The 15605-nt window shown below is 40.6% G+C and carries 20 protein-coding genes and 1 tRNA gene; 6 read left to right on the top strand and 15 right to left on the bottom strand.

Features of this window, described 5'->3' with window-relative positions:
* The first annotated feature begins 8 nt into the window (after positions 1 to 8).
* Positions 9 to 200: a hypothetical protein gene (locus QS39_RS11310; RefSeq protein WP_077804892.1), complete on the top strand. Its 192-nt coding sequence runs from the start codon at positions 9 to 11 to the stop codon at positions 198 to 200.
* Positions 201 to 239: 39 nt separating this feature from the next.
* Here QS39_RS11310 and rpsU read toward each other — a convergent pair whose 3' ends face one another.
* Positions 240 to 416: a 30S ribosomal protein S21 gene (gene rpsU, locus QS39_RS05765; protein ID WP_000048054.1), complete on the bottom strand. Its 177-nt coding sequence runs from the start codon at positions 414 to 416 to the stop codon at positions 240 to 242.
* A gap of 212 nt (positions 417 to 628) precedes the next feature.
* Here rpsU and QS39_RS05760 point away from each other — a divergent pair, with 212 nt between their 5' ends.
* Positions 629 to 1213 (top strand): rhomboid family intramembrane serine protease, encoded by a 585-nt coding sequence (locus QS39_RS05760; RefSeq protein ID WP_023945626.1) that lies wholly within the window; start codon positions 629 to 631, stop codon positions 1211 to 1213.
* A 203-nt stretch (positions 1214 to 1416) separates the two neighbouring features.
* Here the strand turns inward: QS39_RS05760 and QS39_RS05755 are convergent, their stop codons facing one another.
* A complete protein-coding gene (locus QS39_RS05755) occupies positions 1417 to 2124 on the bottom strand; it encodes a glucosamine-6-phosphate deaminase (RefSeq protein WP_023945627.1) in 708 nt (235 codons plus the stop codon).
* Positions 2125 to 2274: 150 nt separating this feature from the next.
* Here QS39_RS05755 and queA point away from each other — a divergent pair, with 150 nt between their 5' ends.
* On the top strand, positions 2275 to 3303 hold the full coding sequence (queA, locus tag QS39_RS05750; RefSeq protein ID WP_023945628.1) for a tRNA preQ1(34) S-adenosylmethionine ribosyltransferase-isomerase QueA: 1029 nt from the start codon (positions 2275 to 2277) through the stop codon (positions 3301 to 3303).
* Positions 3304 to 3381: 78 nt separating this feature from the next.
* On the opposite strand, the gene QS39_RS05745 is transcribed toward queA, so the two are convergent.
* From QS39_RS05745 to mnmL, 5 genes are read right to left on the bottom strand one after another with little or no spacing between them, the layout of a single operon-like run.
* A complete protein-coding gene (locus QS39_RS05745; RefSeq protein ID WP_077804891.1) occupies positions 3382 to 4242 on the bottom strand; it encodes a YihY/virulence factor BrkB family protein in 861 nt (286 codons plus the stop codon).
* 27 nt (positions 4243 to 4269) lie between these two features.
* Positions 4270 to 6324, bottom strand: coding sequence for a cation:proton antiporter (locus QS39_RS05740; RefSeq protein WP_077804890.1), 2055 nt, complete (start codon positions 6322 to 6324; stop codon positions 4270 to 4272).
* 11 nt (positions 6325 to 6335) lie between these two features.
* Entirely contained in the window at positions 6336 to 6590 is a 255-nt protein-coding gene (locus QS39_RS05735; protein ID WP_000361085.1) for a hypothetical protein, read from the bottom strand.
* Entirely contained in the window at positions 6583 to 7140 is a 558-nt protein-coding gene (gene mnmM / locus QS39_RS05730; RefSeq protein ID WP_077804889.1) for a tRNA 5-(aminomethyl)-2-thiouridylate-methyltransferase MnmM, read from the bottom strand. Before mnmM ends, QS39_RS05735 begins: the two co-directional genes overlap by 8 nt.
* A complete protein-coding gene (mnmL, locus tag QS39_RS05725) occupies positions 7124 to 8080 on the bottom strand; it encodes a tRNA modification radical SAM protein MnmL/YtqA (protein WP_023946280.1) in 957 nt (318 codons plus the stop codon). The genes mnmM and mnmL overlap by 17 nt, the downstream gene beginning before the upstream one ends.
* A 91-nt stretch (positions 8081 to 8171) precedes the next feature.
* On the opposite strand from mnmL, the gene QS39_RS05720 reads away from it, so the two are divergent.
* Positions 8172 to 8531 carry a DUF3397 domain-containing protein gene (locus tag QS39_RS05720; protein WP_023945634.1) on the top strand — a complete coding sequence of 120 codons (360 nt, stop codon included), beginning with the start codon at positions 8172 to 8174 and terminating at the stop codon, positions 8529 to 8531.
* A 79-nt stretch (positions 8532 to 8610) separates the two neighbouring features.
* Here QS39_RS05720 and QS39_RS05715 read toward each other — a convergent pair whose 3' ends face one another.
* The 5 genes from QS39_RS05715 to QS39_RS05695 all read right to left on the bottom strand — a co-directional run bounded on the left by QS39_RS05715 (position 8611) and on the right by QS39_RS05695 (position 11882).
* Positions 8611 to 8919, bottom strand: coding sequence for a hypothetical protein (locus tag QS39_RS05715; protein ID WP_077804888.1), 309 nt, complete (start codon positions 8917 to 8919; stop codon positions 8611 to 8613).
* Positions 8920 to 9109: 190 nt separating this feature from the next.
* A tRNA-Thr gene (locus QS39_RS05710) sits at positions 9110 to 9182 on the bottom strand.
* Positions 9183 to 9282: 100 nt separating this feature from the next.
* Complete coding sequence (locus QS39_RS05705; protein ID WP_077804887.1) at positions 9283 to 10068, bottom strand: ABC transporter permease; 786 nt, start codon at positions 10066 to 10068, stop codon at positions 9283 to 9285.
* Position 10069: 1 nt separating this feature from the next.
* Entirely contained in the window at positions 10070 to 10888 is an 819-nt protein-coding gene (locus tag QS39_RS05700; protein ID WP_077804886.1) for an ABC transporter permease, read from the bottom strand.
* Position 10889: 1 nt separating this feature from the next.
* The gene (locus tag QS39_RS05695) at positions 10890 to 11882 is read right to left on the bottom strand and encodes an ABC transporter ATP-binding protein (RefSeq protein ID WP_077804885.1); all 993 of its coding nucleotides are present in this window, start codon (positions 11880 to 11882) and stop codon (positions 10890 to 10892) included.
* A 201-nt stretch (positions 11883 to 12083) separates the two neighbouring features.
* Between QS39_RS05695 and QS39_RS11305 the strand changes: the two genes are divergently transcribed.
* Positions 12084 to 12272: a hypothetical protein gene (locus QS39_RS11305; protein WP_077804884.1), complete on the top strand. Its 189-nt coding sequence runs from the start codon at positions 12084 to 12086 to the stop codon at positions 12270 to 12272.
* Positions 12273 to 12358: 86 nt separating this feature from the next.
* Here QS39_RS11305 and QS39_RS05685 read toward each other — a convergent pair whose 3' ends face one another.
* The 3 genes from QS39_RS05685 to vncR form a co-directional block, all read right to left on the bottom strand.
* Entirely contained in the window at positions 12359 to 13240 is an 882-nt protein-coding gene (locus QS39_RS05685) for a class II fructose-bisphosphate aldolase (protein WP_001019006.1), read from the bottom strand.
* 140 nt (positions 13241 to 13380) lie between these two features.
* A complete protein-coding gene (gene vncS / locus QS39_RS05680) occupies positions 13381 to 14709 on the bottom strand; it encodes a sensor histidine kinase VncS (protein WP_077804883.1) in 1329 nt (442 codons plus the stop codon).
* On the bottom strand, positions 14706 to 15362 hold the full coding sequence (gene vncR / locus QS39_RS05675; RefSeq protein ID WP_077804882.1) for a response regulator transcription factor VncR: 657 nt from the start codon (positions 15360 to 15362) through the stop codon (positions 14706 to 14708). The genes vncS and vncR overlap by 4 nt, the downstream gene beginning before the upstream one ends.
* A gap of 39 nt (positions 15363 to 15401) precedes the next feature.
* On the opposite strand from vncR, the gene QS39_RS11300 reads away from it, so the two are divergent.
* A complete protein-coding gene (locus QS39_RS11300; protein WP_077804881.1) occupies positions 15402 to 15599 on the top strand; it encodes a hypothetical protein in 198 nt (65 codons plus the stop codon).
* The last annotated feature ends 6 nt before the right edge of the window (positions 15600 to 15605 follow it).

Genomic DNA, 15605 nt, shown 5'->3' with positions numbered 1-15605 from the left:
TATACTCAATGAAAATCAAAGAGCAAACTAGGAAACTAGCCGTAGGTTGCTCAAAACACTGTTTTGAGGTAGCAGATAAGACTGACGAAGTCAGCTCAAAGCACTGCTTTGAGGTTGTAGATGAAACTGACGAAGTCAGTAACCATATCTACGGCAAGGCGACGTTGACGTGGTTTGAAGAGATTTTCGAAGAGTATTAAAAGAAAAAGGACTAGATTTCTCCAGCCTTTCATTTCTAATTAGAATTTTTTACGTTTACGAGCTGCTTCTGATTTACGTTTACGTTTTACAGAAGGTTTTTCATAGAATTCACGTTTGCGTGTTTCTTGAAGAGTACCAGCTTTAGTAACCGCACGTTTGAAACGACGAAGTGCGTCGTCAAGAGATTCATTCTTACGTACTACTGTTTTAGACATTTTTTTCACTCCCTTCAAGTTCAAGATCTATTCTATTTTACACGTAAAAGGAATAATTGTCAAGAAAAAATGCAGGTTAATTTTGATTATCTTCAATTTTAATCTTGTTGTTAATCTTGTTAAAATTGATTAACATTTATAGATGGAAATGATATAATAGTGACACATATTGATTAGCAAAAATTAGTATTATTTAGAAGTGAATCTATAACATGAAAAGAATCATAAAAATTTACCCTGTGGTCAGTATTTTAGTTGTAATTTGTTTATTGCTAGGAATTCTTACTACCTTTTGGGGAAGTGTAATGTATGACTTATTTGCATTTCATTCAAAGCCAATTTATTGTTGGCAATACTTTAGTGGTACATTTATGCATGGAAGTAAAGAAGCACCAGTATGGTTTATATGGTTTCATTTAGTTTTAAATACTTTAATGTTACTTCCTTTTGGTGGGCTATTGGAGTATAAAAGGGGATCAAAATATGTATTTTTAGTTTTTATTACTTCTATGGTAATATCTTCAATTGTATTCCATATATTAACACAGAATCAAGAAATTCAGGCATCGGGTATCTCTGCTATTGGCTATGCTTTTGTAACAGGTGGGGTGATGAATATGTTTAGTATATGGAAAAATTTCAATTTAGGATTAAAACTATTTTATATCCTTTTAATCGTTCTATCTCTCACCATGCTTCTACCAAATATAACAGGCTGGATTTCAACCTTTCTTCACATGTCAGGAATTGCCAGTTATATCATGGTTTCCAGCATCAACAACTATCGACTGTCTTAATAAAAATCGTATAGTATCATAAAAAATAGTCAATACGATTATATCAAAGTTTACAGACATTTAATAATTTTCTATTGGATACCTTTTTATATGAAATATCGACAACTGTTACGGGGATTTACAGAAAAATTTCTTTTAGCAGGATAGTGAACATTTGAAGTAAAAAACCACTCACTCCAAAGAGCAAGTGGTTTTTATACTTTTTATTTTTCTAACAAGCTAAGCGCTTCAGCATCTGCAATAATAGTCACATCAGGGTGATTTTGGAGGCTACTTGCAGGTAGATTCTCAGTCACCGGGCCAGACACTGTTCCAGCAATGGCTTCTGCTTTCGACTCACCGTAAGCAAAGAGAATAATTGACTTGGCATCCAAAATGTTTTTAATTCCCATTGAAATGGCTTGAGTTGGAACATCTTCAATCTTGTCAAAGAAGCGAGCATTGGCTTCGATAGTAGACTGATCCAGTTCGACTAGATGCGTTTGACTGTCAAATGGAGTACCAGGCTCATTAAATCCGATATGTCCATTGCGACCGATTCCCAAGATTTGCAGGTCAACTGGATGATCAGCCAAAATTTGGTTGTAGCGTTCAACTTCAGCTTCAGCATTGTCCTTAACACCACGAGGCAAGAAACTTTCTTTAAATGGTTTTTGGTTGAACAAATTTTCTTGCATGAAGTGACGGTAAGACTGAGGATTGTCGCCATCAAGGCCTACATACTCATCAAGGTTGACACTGGTTAGATTTGAAAAATCAAGGTCACTTTCAACAATTTCCTTGTAAAATTCAAGCGGACTGCTTCCAGTCGCAAGTCCCAATGTTTGAGCACCATTGGCTAATTTTTCCTTCAAAATCTCAAAAGCTACTTTTCCACCTTCGATTTGGTTTTCAACTTTAATAACTTTCATCTTTTCATCCTCCGTTTCAATCTATATTTATTATATGGTATAGACCAATTTTTGTCAAGTGAAAACGATTTAATTTTCAAAAAAAGAGCGTCCAAACTTGAAACATGTTATAATGGATAGGATTAGAACTTAGAAAGAATGAACAGATATATGAATACAGCTGATTTTGATTTCCACTTGCCTGAGGAATTGATTGCCCAAACGCCCCTTGAAAAACGAGATGCCTCTAAACTCCTCATCGTCAACCGTGAGACGGGAGAAATGCAGGATAAACACTTCCACTCTATTATTGATATGCTGGAACCTGGTGATGCCCTTGTCATGAACGACACCCGCGTTCTCCCCGCCCGCCTCTATGGTCAAAAGGAAGAAACTGGAGGTCATGCGGAACTACTCCTACTCAAAAATACTGCTGGAGATGAGTGGGAAGTTCTGGCTAAACCTGCCAAACGCCTCAAGGTCGGTACTCGCGTCAGCTTTGGAGATGGTCGTCTTAGTGCTGTCGTTACAGAAGAATTGACTCACGGAGGCCGCATTGTCCGCTTTGAATACCAAGGAATTTTCCTAGAAGTCTTGGAAAGTCTAGGAGAAATGCCTCTGCCACCTTATATCCATGAAAAATTGGATGACCGTGAACGCTATCAAACGGTCTACGCTAAAGAAAGTGGCTCTGCTGCAGCACCAACTGCTGGCCTTCACTTCACCAAAGAACTGCTGGCAGAAATCCAAGCTAAGGGTGTTCATCTGGTCTATCTGACGCTTCATGTCGGACTCGGAACCTTTAGACCCGTTTCTGTTGACAATCTAGACGAACACGAAATGCACTCAGAATTCTACCAGCTTTCTGAGGAAGCGGCTGCCACTCTTCGCTCTGTTAAGGAAAATGGTGGTCGCGTCATCGCTGTCGGAACCACTTCTATTCGCACACTGGAGACTATTGGTTCCAAGTTTAATGGGCAAATCCAAGCAGATTCTGGCTGGACCAATATCTTTATCAAACCTGGCTACGAATGGAAGGTCGTGGATGCCTTCTCAACCAACTTCCACCTGCCAAAATCAACTCTGGTCATGTTGGTTTCTGCCTTTGCAGGCCGTGAATTAGTCTTAGATGCTTATCACCATGCCATCCAAGAACACTACCGCTTCTTTAGTTTCGGTGATGCCATGTTTATCTACTAATTTTCACAATCAAAAAGCGCATATTATCAAGGTTTATAAAGCCTGATAGTATGCGTTTTGTTATGGATAAAAAATGAATTAATTTATTCTAAAGCTCGGATCTTTCAAGCTCTGGACACTGGCATTGATCACCGCGCCGACAATCAAAATCTTAGCGATGAGAATAAACCAGAACATCATGACCACCACGACGACGGAACTGAAAAAACGGACGTCCACTAGGTGATTGACATAATTGTTGACATAGACTGAAAAGATATTGAGCAGTAAGGCCAGAGTCAACAAGACAAAGGCACTACCTGGTAATACATGTTGAATCCGTCGCACCTTGACATTGGGCAGAAAATAATAAAGCATGACCAAGATAGCAAAAATCAAGGCATAGATCAAGGGACCTGTTAGGTCTTGCAGATAATCAAAGAGAGGACTATCCGAATTCCAATAGCTTTTGACAAGGTTGAGGAGCATACGGCCAAAGACACTCAGAAAAAGAGCTAAGGCAAAGAGAATCTGCAGACCAAAACTGACAAACAAACTCATGAGTTGATGAGAAATCATCCCACGATTTTTTGCTACTCCGTAAGCTTTATTAAAGGCTTTCTGTAGGAAATTCATGGATTTTGAAAAGGTCCAGAGGGCTGATAAAATAGCAAAACTCAATAAGCCCGTTGAAGGTTGGGTCAGTACCTCTGTAATAATCTTTGCGACCACATCATACATGGTATCCGGCAAGAATTCATTGACAACCTTTAAAAAATTAGAAACTGGAATCTGAAAATAAGGGAGGATATTGACCACCACCAAAAGAAGGGGAAAAATCGAAATCAACCAATAGTAGGCTACGGCGACACTGGTCAACTCACTATCTGATGCTTGATAATAATGCAAAAAAGCTTTTACTAAAGGCTTGTCTGTCAGCTCTTTCCACCACTTCTTCATGTCACACTCCTTCACTTATAATCTTGATTAATTTCTTCTTACCAATTCCATCATATCATAAGGCAGGGTATTGGCAGCTTCCTTCAAGGAATAGTTCTCTAAGTTATTCACATTTTGTCGTAACTTCTTGGCATACTTGGTCGTAATCAATCGTTTTTCTTCATATTCGAAAATCAACTTGCGCTCCAGATAATAGCCTCTCAGCATTTCATCGATATTGTTGGGTTTAACACGATTGATAACCCGTTCGACAAAGGCACCACTGGTGATAATAGCTGTTTCTCGGAGACGAGAATCCTGCATGAAGCTGATTAAAGAACTCTTATAAACCCCTTTTAGGTTCTCCAAACTTTCGATAATCATCTCTGTATTTTCTAGATAAAGCTCTGCAATTTGGTCATAGTCAAGGGCTCTGAGTTTCTGTGATTCTTCATTTTTCCAACTACGGAAGGTCTTGCCTAAGGTAAAGACTTCGTGTAGGAGAAAACGTAAAATCCGCAAGGAAACAAGGAAATAATAGGTCAATCGTGAAGCAAACTTGCGATTGATACTTTGTTCCATGTTTTTCAAATAACGTTGGTAAACCCGATAAGCACGCTCACTCATCTTGTCCTCTTCATAAGCCTGTTCTAAACCATCACTTTCAATACTGAGGATGAGAAGTTTCAAGGCCTCCCAGTCTTCTTGAGCCCCCTTATTTTCTTGACTCAGGATGAGATTTTCAATACGTCCATGATAATTGTCAATGGCTGCATAGAGAGGGAGCTTATTTCTGGTATCTTCCAACTCTTTTTCCAACTCTAGCGTTACTTCATTCAAAATGGCGATATGCATGAGATAGTCCTTGCTTTCTTCCTGTTCATCAGAAAGCTGAGGAAGGACCAATAGACCCGTTAAAAAGCTTACTAGCGTCACACCTGCGACAAGGAACAGCAAGAGAGGATACTCCTGTTCTAGATTACTTGGTATCAGAAGGATCGTAGCAATCGACACCGTTCCCTTGACACCTGAGAAGGTCAAAAGAAGCATGTCCTTCATATACTTATTTAGCTTTTTCTTGAGGCGTCTAGTCCTATAGGCATAGTAGCCATAAATCATGACAAAACGAATAGCAAAGAGGACAAAGGTAAGGGCTATAAGAGATACCAATAACAGTAAGGGATTATAGATTGGATTGGTCAAGATAGGTTCTGCTATCATTTCCAACTCCATCCCTAAAATCACAAAGACAGAACCGTTCAGCATAAAATTCACTGTATGCCAGACCGTCTCGGTCACCGTATCCACTTGGGCTTCGAGGAGCGTAATTTTCTTAAAACGGCTTGCCTTTAAAATTCCCGCAACTACAACGGCAATAATTCCTGAAACGTGGACTTCTTCTGCTAGAAAGAAGGTCACCAGAGGCAAACTCAATTCTAATAAAAGCTCACTGGCAATATCCGTTGCGCGCACACTTAGCAAGAAGGTATGGAGGAAACGGTTGGTCATGGCTGTTAAAAAGCCAATCAAAAAACCGCCTAGAATTGAAAAGATGAGCGAACTACTAGCTTGCCCAAGGGAAAAAGCTCCAGTTGTCCAAGCTGTCAAAGCTACCTGAAAGGCCACCAAACCAGATGCATCATTCAAGAGTCCCTCACCCTTAAGAATATTGGACACGCGCTTTGGAAAGCTAAAGCGCTCCGAAAGAGAAGCAAAAGCCACCAAGTCCGTAGGACCAAGAGCTGCCCCAACAGCCAAGCAAGCAGCCAAGGGAAGACTGAGCCAAAGAAGGTGGGCCAAGCCACCCAAACTTAGGGTCGAGATAAAAATCACTGGAAATATGAGATAGATAATGATTCGCCAGTGTTTTAAAATAGCCGTAATATCTGCTTCCTCCGACTCTCGGAAAAGCAAGGGCCCGATAACCAAGGCCAAAAACAACTCTGTATTGAGATGAAAGTCGGTATTGGGTAAAAAGAGACCAATCACAATTCCCAAAAGAATCTGCACCAAAGGGAGAGGCAAAAAGGGCAGGAGCTTATTGGTTGTACTTGAGACAATCAAAACCAGTAAAAATAGGATGAGGTAAATTAGTAATTCCACGCACTTCCTCCTTAATCTTTTTTACAACAGGATTCAAATATCTCCTTCTGCTCTTTGATTTTTTGGTCAATCTTGGAACAGTCTTTGTGCTCAATTTTTCTCTGGCACCGTTCCATTTCAAGAGCAACTAATTTTTTCTTGATTTTAAGCATTTTTTTGCTCATATGCGCTTGATCTAGCACACCCACTGCTCGTTCGTGGTGGGTTGATTCAACAAAATTCTGGCGCATGGCATCCAGCTTTTCACGTAGGTATTGTTTATCCATGTCTATATCTCTCTAATTTTTCAATCATCACTAAAAATGGTGGATTGTTGATTTGGTTTAAAGTTCGGTAAATGGCAGCAGTATACTCTTGTTGATTCAACTGGCTCACAAAATCCAAGACAGCATCCCTCTCGATGTCGCCTCCTTCATGACCATAGTAGATCATAATAGCAATCCGTCCCCCTTTGACAAGCAAATGGCATAACTTTTCTAATGCTTCAATCGTTGTCTGAGGTCGGGTAATGACAGACTTATCAGCTGATGGCAAATAGCCCAGATTAAAAATCCCTGCCTTGGCTTCTGTCACAAACTGGTCCAGTGTCTCATGACCTTGCAAGATCAACTGAGCATTTGTCAGGCCAGCCTGATGCAAACGCTCTTGGGTCTTTTCCAAGGCTTGTTCCTGAATATCAAAGGCATAGACTTGCTTGGCTAGCTTGGCCAGAAAAAGCGTGTCATGGCCATTTCCCATGGTCGCATCCACTACGATATCCTCTTTTGTCACTACCTCAGCCAAAAAATCATGTGCCATTTCAAGTGGTCTTTTCATTTTCAAACTCCTGTTTTACAGCCTTGCATCCTTGAACACTTCCACGACGTCTCATTTCCATCTCAATGCTGTTGAGGACTTCCCATTTATTGAGACTCCACATAGGACCAATCAGCATATCTCTAGGTGCATCTCCTGTGATTCGATGGATGACGATATGCTTGGGAATGATCTCCAATTGGTCACAGATGACCTTGACATACTCGTCCTGACTCATCAACTGTAAACGTCCCTCGTGATAATCTCGTTGCATACGAGTATTTGTCATAAGATGGAGCAAATGCAGTTTAATCCCTTGAATATCGTTATCCGTGACACAGCGACGGACATTTTCAATCATCATCTCATGGGTTTCACCAGGCAAGCCATTAATAAGATGGGAAACAATCTCAATCTTTGGATACTTTCTCAAACGCTTGACCGTTTCCACGTACAATTCATAGGAATGGGCACGGTTAATCAGGTCAGAGGTTGTTTCATAAGTAGTCTGCAAGCCCAATTCAACCGTCACATGCATACGCTCCGATAATTCAGCCAAATATTCAATGGTTTCGTCTGGTAAACAATCTGGGCGCGTTCCGATATTGATTCCTACCACACCGGGCTCGTTGATAGCCTGTTCATAGCGCTCTCGGATGACTTCCACCTTTTCATGGGTATTGGTAAAATTTTGAAAATAAACCAGATACTTCTGGACATCTGGCCACTTGCGATGCATAAAGTCAATTTCCTTATAAAATTGCTCACGGATAGGCGCATCCGGTGCTACGATAGCATCTCCAGAACCTGAAACCGTACAAAAAGTACAGCCTCCATGAGCCACAGTCCCATCACGATTGGGACAGTCAAACCCCGCATCAATAGGGACTTTAAAGGTCTTTTCTCCAAAGAGTTTTCGATAATAATCATTCAAGGTATTATAAGATTTCATAACTTTCATTATAACAAAAAACATCTACAATCTCAAAAGCCTGACTTTCCTATAAATTCCTCTGTTTCTCGTTTCCATTAGCCTTTTTTTATGATACAATATGGGTATGATTTTAATGAAATTAGCATCTATTTTATTATTGATACTGACTTTAGTAGTCTGCATTATCATAACTAAACTTTTTAGATTAAAAAAACTAGGACGAAACTTTGCGGATTTGGCTTTTCCAGTCTTGGTATTTGAGTACTACCTAATCACAGCTAAAACCTTTACCCACAATTTCCTCCCTAGACTGGGCCTAGCCCTCTCAGTCCTAGCCATTATTCTCGTTTTTTTCTTCCTTTTAAAAAAACGCAGCTTTTACTATCCTAAATTCATCAAATTCTTCTGGCGTGCAGGATTCTTATTAACCCTTGTCATGTATATCGAGATGATTGTTGAATTGATGGCTCAGAAATAAAAAACTAAATCGAAAACACCTCAATCAAACTAAATACAGTGATTGAAGTGTTTTTTCTTTATCTATTTTTCAATAATTTCTATTTACTCTCTTTATCAGGAAAGAGATAACCAATACCTACACAAGCTAGCACACCTGCTCCAATCACCAAGCCACTTGAAATTGGCAACAGGTCCAAAATCGCATTTGCGATGATAAAGGCAATAATCAAACACATCAGACTAGCCTTGTAGTCTTTTTTCAAAAGATTCTCTAGAGTGAAATAGAGGAACAAGCCTACCGGAATCAATGACCAGAGGTTAATGTCCAAAGTTGGCCAGCCAACAGAACCAAAATACACTACTGTCGCTGCTGCTAGTAAAAATACAAGCCCCAATAATTTTTTCATTTGTTTATCTCCAATTTCTTTTTTAGGAACTTGAGTTATCTGATAGTGACGCCTCACGTCCCTTACAAAAATTATTATAGCAGAGGTCAACTTCAAGAACAAGTTCTTTTGCCTATCTGGTCTCTATCTCGGTCTAAATGGTTCAATAATTAAGAAAAAAAGAAACCCAGTAAAATGAGTTCCTTCACTTTGCCGATTGCAGGGATCGAACCTGTGACCTAGGCTTTACGAGTGCCTTGCTCTACCAACTGAGCTAAATCGGCGATTACACTTAAAGTATAGCACTCTGAGAATAGATGTCAAGGAATTTTCATCTCTATTAGAAAAAGCCTGTCCTGAGACAAGGCTTTGAGTTTCTTCATCTTAGGATCCTGCACTTTCGTAAGAATCCAAGCCCCTGTCCCAGAGTTTAAGGGAAATACCAAAAAAGACAAGGGAAATCAAAATCAAACCTCCGATGTTAAAGATTACATCCTTGTCCTGCAAGAAATAGCTGGCAGGATAGTAAGCCGTAAAGGCAAAAGGCACGATAAAGCTAATCAACCAACGAAGAAATGAATTGTAAATGGAAATGGGATACTTGGCAAAATCATTAAACATATAAAAAATGTAAATCATGGCGCCTGACTGTTTGGTCCAAAAAGCGATACTAGCTGTCGCGATTTTCAAGGAAGTATAAATCAAGGTCGCAAAAGGAATACAAACTAGAAAAAGCAGGAATTTTGGAAGAGTCCAAGCAATACTGGTCACGGTTGTTCCCAATAAAATACCACCGACTAAGAGTTCACCCAAGGCATCAATCTGAAAGGTCTCAACTAGGATATGAAAGAGAGGATTGATAGGACGAGTCAGGTATTTGTCAAATTCTCCTTTTCGCACTAGGCGTTGGCCCAGTGCCCAGAGATTGTCAAAAAAGAGATGGTCCAAGCCCTTGGGAATCAAGGAAAAACCATATATAAAGGCGATTTCTTGAAAGCTCCAACCTTCTAGTGATGGGATGTGTTGAAAGATGACATTGAGAAACAAGAGATTCAAACCTTGGGTCAGAAAAACTCCCAGGACACCAACTACAAAATCCACCTTGTATTCCATGATTTGCTTGATGTATTGTCTAATAAAAATCAGATGCATGCGTTGATATTTTTTCATACTAACCTCCTTGAATGGTGATAAATGACTGGACTCGTTTCCAAATCAACTGAGACAAGCCCACCATCACTAAGAGCCAGAAGAACTGCAAAAGGAGTGCCTGAAGCATCTGATTGGCATCGTATTTCCCAACGATAATCATGACTGGGGTGTAAATCAAGGATGAAAAAGGCAGGAAGGACAGAATATCTGAAACAACCTTTGGAAAGAAAGCCAAGGGAATCAAACTTCCAGACATAAAAGCCACTATGGAAGTCTTAAGTAAATTGGAACCCCATAGATTTTTAAACACAAAGGCAGAAAATCCAAAGCAGATATTAAAGAAAAAGTTAATCAGATAGGCCAGCGTTAAGCTAAAAAGATAAAGGACAGTTAATCCCAGCACTTCTACAATCCCTTGCCCAGATAAGATTTTCATCAAAACAATGACACTTAAAAATGGAAGGCCAACGCTGATAAAAATCAGCCACTTGGAACCAAGCTCGGTAAAGAGGTAAGAAGCCGCAAAATGCACTGGTCTCAACAAACGCATGATAATGGAACCATCCTTGACCTCCTCCCCAATCATAAAGGAGCTATCCGACCTAGTCAGAAGATTGGTCACAAAACTCATGATGATGTAGAGGGTGATATCTGCCATACTAAAGCCCTGAATCAAAGACTCCTGGGAGGAATCAAAGACTGCCTTCCAGAGATAAAAGGCCACAAAAGCCCCCATGACATCGCCGATCCGATAAAGAATAAAGTTGACTCGATAGGTAATCAACTCCTGAACACCTGCATTGATAAAGGGTTTATAACGTCTCCACAATTTGACCATCTTAGAGCTCCTTTCGATAGAAGCGACGGATAATATCCTCGATATCCGTATCCACCATCTTCAAATCGCGGATTTCAAAATCAGACAGGGTTTGCTTGATAATGTCAGCTGACTGGTAGCGAGAACTATCGAATTCAATGTTGAGGCTATTCCCCTGTCTATCAATTGTCATATCCGAAAAGCCTTCATAGTGAGAAACTAGGTGATTTTGACCTGATACCAGTTCAAAAGAAAGAGTCTTCATCTTGCCAAAGGTCTCCTTGAGCTGGCTAACCGTCCCATCAAAAATCTCCTGTCCCTTGTCAATCATAAAAATACGATCACAAAGTTGCTCAATATCGCTCAGGTCGTGAGTTGTCAAAAGAATAGTTGTCTCTTCCTCCTGATTGATCTGGGTAATGGCGCGACGAATGTTATCCTTGACCGAAACATCCAGACCAATGGTCGGCTCATCTAAAAAGAGTACCTTGGGATTGTGAAGCAAGGAAGCCGCAATATCAGCCCGCATGCGCTGCCCTAGTGAAAGAGTCCGCACGGGGTCTTTGATAAAATCCTTCAAATCCAAGACTTCATTCAAAAAGTCCATGCGCTTATGGAAGAGCGAATCTGGCACATCGTAAATCTCTTTCAAGACCGTGTAGGTCTCTTGTAAAGCCAAATCCCACCATAACTGGGTTCGTTGTCCGAAAACGACTCCAATATCCTTGACATAATCTTGGCGATTGTCCTGGGGAATCTTGCCATTAATCCGACAAAAACCAGATGTTGGTTTCAAAATTCCTGTCAGCATTTTAATAGTTGTCGACTTCCCAGCACCATTGGCCCCGATAAAACCTAAAATTTGCCCTTTGGGTACCTCAAAGGTTAAATCCTTGACCGCTTCAAAGGTCTGCTTTTCAGGATGAATAAAGGAGCGTAATGCCCCCTTCAAGCCCGGTTCCTTAACAGTCTTCACAAAATTTTTCTGAAGATGTTCCACTTCTATCATTGCCATATCTATCTCCCTATGTAAGGAATAGCAACATTGTGTTTTTGACAACAAGTATTCTAAATCCTTACTTTCTATACCTTCTCAATATTATTACAGAAGGCTTTATACCAACCTATTATAGTCCAATAAAAACTAGAATGCAAGCGTTTGCCTAAAATTTGTGAAATTGAAAATTTTTCTCTTAAAGTGGTATTTTTATACTCAATGAAAATCAAAGAGCAAACTAGGAAGCTAGCCGTAGGTTGCTCAAAACACTGCTTTGAGGTTGTAGATGGAACTGACGAAGTCAGCTCAAAACACTGTTTTGAGGTTGTGGATAGAACTGACGAAGTCAGTAACCATACCTACGGCAAGGCGAAGATGACGTGGTTTGAAGAGATTTTCGAAGAGTAGTAGTCCAAAATTCTGGTTTAATAGTCTCCTTAAAACACCAAAAAACCCACCCAATGGGCAGGTTCTGTATGTATTGTTCAGCTAGATTATGCTTTACCTTCTGAACCGAATACGTCGATACGTTCTTCAACTGATGCTTGGATAGCTTTTACACCGTCAGCCAAGAATTTACGTGGGTCGAAGAGTTTTTTCTTGTCATATTCTGCTTCGTTTGCTTCGTAGTCACGAGCAAATTTACGAGTTGCGTTAGCAAATGCGATTTGGCATTCTGTGTTAACGTTAACTTTGGCAACACCAAGTTTGATAGCCGCTTGGATTTGCTCATCAGGAATACCTGATCCACCGTGCAATACGATTGGGAATCCTGGAACAGCTTCAGTCAATTTTTGCAAGTGATCAAGGTGAAGACCTTTCCAGTTTTCTGGGTAAGGACCGTGGATGTTACCGATACCAGCTGCCAAGAAGTCGATACCAGTTTCAACCATTGCTTTAGCGTCTTCGATTGGAGCCAATTCACCATCACCGATGATTCCGTCTTCTTCACCACCGATAGTACCAACTTCAGCTTCCACTGATACACCATTTGCATGAGCAAATTCTACAACTTTACGAGCTTTTTCAAGGTTTTCTTCAACTGGAAGGTGTGAACCATCAAACATAACTGAAGTATAACCAACTCGGATACATTCAAGTGCATCTTCATAGTGACCGTGGTCAAGGTGGATAGCTACTGGTACAGTGATACCCATTGATTCAACAAGGTTAGCGATCAAGTTGCGAGCAACTTTGTAACCACCCATGTATTTAGCAGCACCCATTGAAGTTTGGATCAAAACTGGAGCTTTTTTAGCTTCTGCTGCACGCAAGATAGCTTGAGTCCACTCAAGGTTGTTTGTGTTAAATCCACCAACTGCATAACCGTTGTCACGAGCTGCTTGGACAAATTTTTCTGCTGAAACGATTGCCATTTTATCAGGCCTCCTGTATATTTTTATGGGTCATCCCATTTACATTGTTCATTTTATCACTTTTTGACAAAAAAATCTAGTTTTTCCCGCAGTTTCGATTGAATTTCTTCTAGCTTCATCTATGTAAACCCTTTCTATCCCTAGTCTTGGGCGACTTTTGGAAAAGCTATGAAGAAGGTCAAACGATTCTCCTTCATCTCAAAACGATAAGGTAATTTTTCATGTTCCAATAAACTTTTGACCACAAAGAGACCCATCCCAGACCCCTTGGCATTACGACTAGCATTATCAGAAAAAGATTGGGCTAGTTTTTCTTGTTCTTCTGGACTGCAGCTATTTTCTATAAAAAGTTCCCCTTCTCTCTCTCCAATACGAACCAAGCCACCTGGAACAGAGTGCTTAATGGCATTGCTGATGAGGTTAGACAGAATCAACTTCATGACAGATGGGTTTAGATAAGCCTGCTGATGAGTCAAACTATTGTCTATCTGAATCTCTCTATCCTTGGCTAGCAAGGCATAATCCTGGACTAGAGTTTGCGTCATCTGGTGTAAGTCAATTTGTTCCCTATCATCTCGCAATTCCTGCACAGAAGAGAGGGAAAGTATCTGGAGAACGTGGTGATTAAGCTCATCCACAATTCCCAAAGCAACTCCCAGATAGTGGTCTCTATCCTTATAGCGACCGATATTTTCTTTCATATTTTCAATCAAGATTTTCAAACTAGCAAGAGGTGTCTTCAATTCATGAGAAGCCCCTCGTAGGAATTCGACCTTCATCTTTTCCAGCTGGAGAATGGCTTCATTCTTGTCATGCAAGTCTGCAATAACAGTCAAAAGATGCTGGTAGAGGCTATTGATTTGTTCCTTGAGATCACCAATCTCATCCTTAGAATCCACGCGCAAACGTACTTGGGTATCTAGTTCCATCATTCTACGAGTCACCCGCTTGATTTCCAAAATTGGTGCAACAATGGTCCGAGCATAGATATAGGCCACCAAGAGGGAAATCAGAAAGGATGCCAGCAAGGTGTAGGGAAGAAACTGGAGACTGATTTGCTCTGCTTCCTTTTGCAAATCCATGGAAGCTAGAAACTGGAGAGTCATGGTACCACCGTCCTGCATTGTCACCTCCCGCTCCTCAATAAAAAGCGAGGTAGTCTGGCGGTCTGTGTCCAGAGGAAGGCTGTCCTTGACTTCTAACTTATCCTCGGTCATCTCGCCCTTAACGGCCCCCTTGATCTCACTAGTCTGGGAATACAGCTCTAACACTTGCTCGATATTCTGCCTGTCTTTCCCTTCTAGGGACTGGGCAATGGCTGTTGCCTTCTGACCAATGGTTTCCTGACGGTGACTCAGATAAGTCGAGGGAAAGAGAAAATAAATAGCTAAATGAAGGCAGATAACCAGAACACTAAAAATCGAGAAGGTATAGATAAATATCTTTGTAAATAAACCTGTTCGTTTCATTTTCGCTCCAATTTATAACCAACATTGCGCACAGTGAGGATGCAGTCCAAGTCTAACTTTTTCCGCAATTCCTTGATATAGACATCAATGACACGGTCAAAGGGAACCTCATCTGTCGCTTTCCAAACGGCATCGATTATCTGAGACCGAGTCAAGGCCCGTCCTTCATTTTTCACCAGATAGTCCAGAATTTCCAACTCTTTGGCATTGATAGCCACTTCTTGACCTGCTAGGCTGGCACTGTAGCTTTCAAAGTCCACCTTGGCATCCTTATAGGAGAAGACTCGTCCCATATCATAATAGCGCTTGAAAATCGCATCCACCCTCACTTTTAAGAGGGAGAGGGAGAAGGGCTTTTCCAGATAGCCATCTGCTAGCGAAGCAAAGGCACTCATCTTGTATTCTTCATCCTGAAAGGCGGTCAGCATCAATACAGGAACCTGACTGGTTTTACGAATCTCAGCTAGTACTTCCAGACCATTGAGCTTGGGCATCTGGATATCCAGTAAAACCAAGGCTACTTCATAGCTGGAAAATTTTTCTAATGCTTCTTGACCGTCTGCGGCTTCAATGGTTTCATAACCACAATCCGTCAAATAATCACTGACCCCCTCACGGATCATCTCTTCATCTTCTACAATTAAAATTTTCATACTTTAACTGCTCTCTATTTTTTATTTTTCTTATACTCAATGAAAATCAAAAAGCAAACTAGGAAGCTAGCCGCAGGTTGCTCAAAGCACTGCTTTGAGGTTGTAGATAGAACTGACAAAGTCAGCTCAAAACACTGTTTTGAGGTTGTGGATAGAACTGACGAAGTCAGTAACCATACCTACGGTAAGGCGACGCTGACGTGGTTTGAGTTTGATTTTCGAAGAGTATTAGAATAAATACCT

The sequence above is a fragment of the Streptococcus mitis genome, from assembly GCF_002005545.1.
Classification (GTDB): domain Bacteria; phylum Bacillota; class Bacilli; order Lactobacillales; family Streptococcaceae; genus Streptococcus; species Streptococcus mitis_I.
Note: the sequence above shows the minus strand (reverse complement) of the source record. Positions and strands in the feature narration are given on the sequence as shown.

Coding starts and splice junctions, on each gene's coding strand:
- rpsU (WP_000048054.1), bottom strand. CDS start 416: ATGTCTAAAACAGTAGTACGTAAGAATGAATCTCTTGACGACGCACTT.
- QS39_RS11305 (WP_077804884.1), top strand. CDS start 12,084: ATGAAAATCAAAGAGCAAACTAGGAAGCTAGCCGTAGGTTGCTCAAAA.
- QS39_RS05700 (WP_077804886.1), bottom strand. CDS start 10,888: ATGGTCAAATTGTGGAGACGTTATAAACCCTTTATCAATGCAGGTGTT.
- QS39_RS05685 (WP_001019006.1), bottom strand. CDS start 13,240: ATGGCAATCGTTTCAGCAGAAAAATTTGTCCAAGCAGCTCGTGACAAC.
- QS39_RS05745 (WP_077804891.1), bottom strand. CDS start 4,242: ATGAAGAAGTGGTGGAAAGAGCTGACAGACAAGCCTTTAGTAAAAGCT.
- QS39_RS05715 (WP_077804888.1), bottom strand. CDS start 8,919: ATGAAAAAATTATTGGGGCTTGTATTTTTACTAGCAGCAGCGACAGTA.
- QS39_RS11310 (WP_077804892.1), top strand. CDS start 9: ATGAAAATCAAAGAGCAAACTAGGAAACTAGCCGTAGGTTGCTCAAAA.
- queA (WP_023945628.1), top strand. CDS start 2,275: ATGAATACAGCTGATTTTGATTTCCACTTGCCTGAGGAATTGATTGCC.
- vncR (WP_077804882.1), bottom strand. CDS start 15,362: ATGAAAATTTTAATTGTAGAAGATGAAGAGATGATCCGTGAGGGGGTC.
- QS39_RS05695 (WP_077804885.1), bottom strand. CDS start 11,882: ATGGCAATGATAGAAGTGGAACATCTTCAGAAAAATTTTGTGAAGACT.
- QS39_RS05760 (WP_023945626.1), top strand. CDS start 629: ATGAAAAGAATCATAAAAATTTACCCTGTGGTCAGTATTTTAGTTGTA.
- QS39_RS05735 (WP_000361085.1), bottom strand. CDS start 6,590: ATGGATAAACAATACCTACGTGAAAAGCTGGATGCCATGCGCCAGAAT.
- QS39_RS11300 (WP_077804881.1), top strand. CDS start 15,402: ATGAAAATCAAAAAGCAAACTAGGAAGCTAGCCGCAGGTTGCTCAAAG.
- QS39_RS05755 (WP_023945627.1), bottom strand. CDS start 2,124: ATGAAAGTTATTAAAGTTGAAAACCAAATCGAAGGTGGAAAAGTAGCT.
- mnmM (WP_077804889.1), bottom strand. CDS start 7,140: ATGAAAAGACCACTTGAAATGGCACATGATTTTTTGGCTGAGGTAGTG.
- vncS (WP_077804883.1), bottom strand. CDS start 14,709: ATGAAACGAACAGGTTTATTTACAAAGATATTTATCTATACCTTCTCG.
- QS39_RS05705 (WP_077804887.1), bottom strand. CDS start 10,068: ATGAAAAAATATCAACGCATGCATCTGATTTTTATTAGACAATACATC.
- QS39_RS05720 (WP_023945634.1), top strand. CDS start 8,172: ATGGGTATGATTTTAATGAAATTAGCATCTATTTTATTATTGATACTG.
- mnmL (WP_023946280.1), bottom strand. CDS start 8,080: ATGAAAGTTATGAAATCTTATAATACCTTGAATGATTATTATCGAAAA.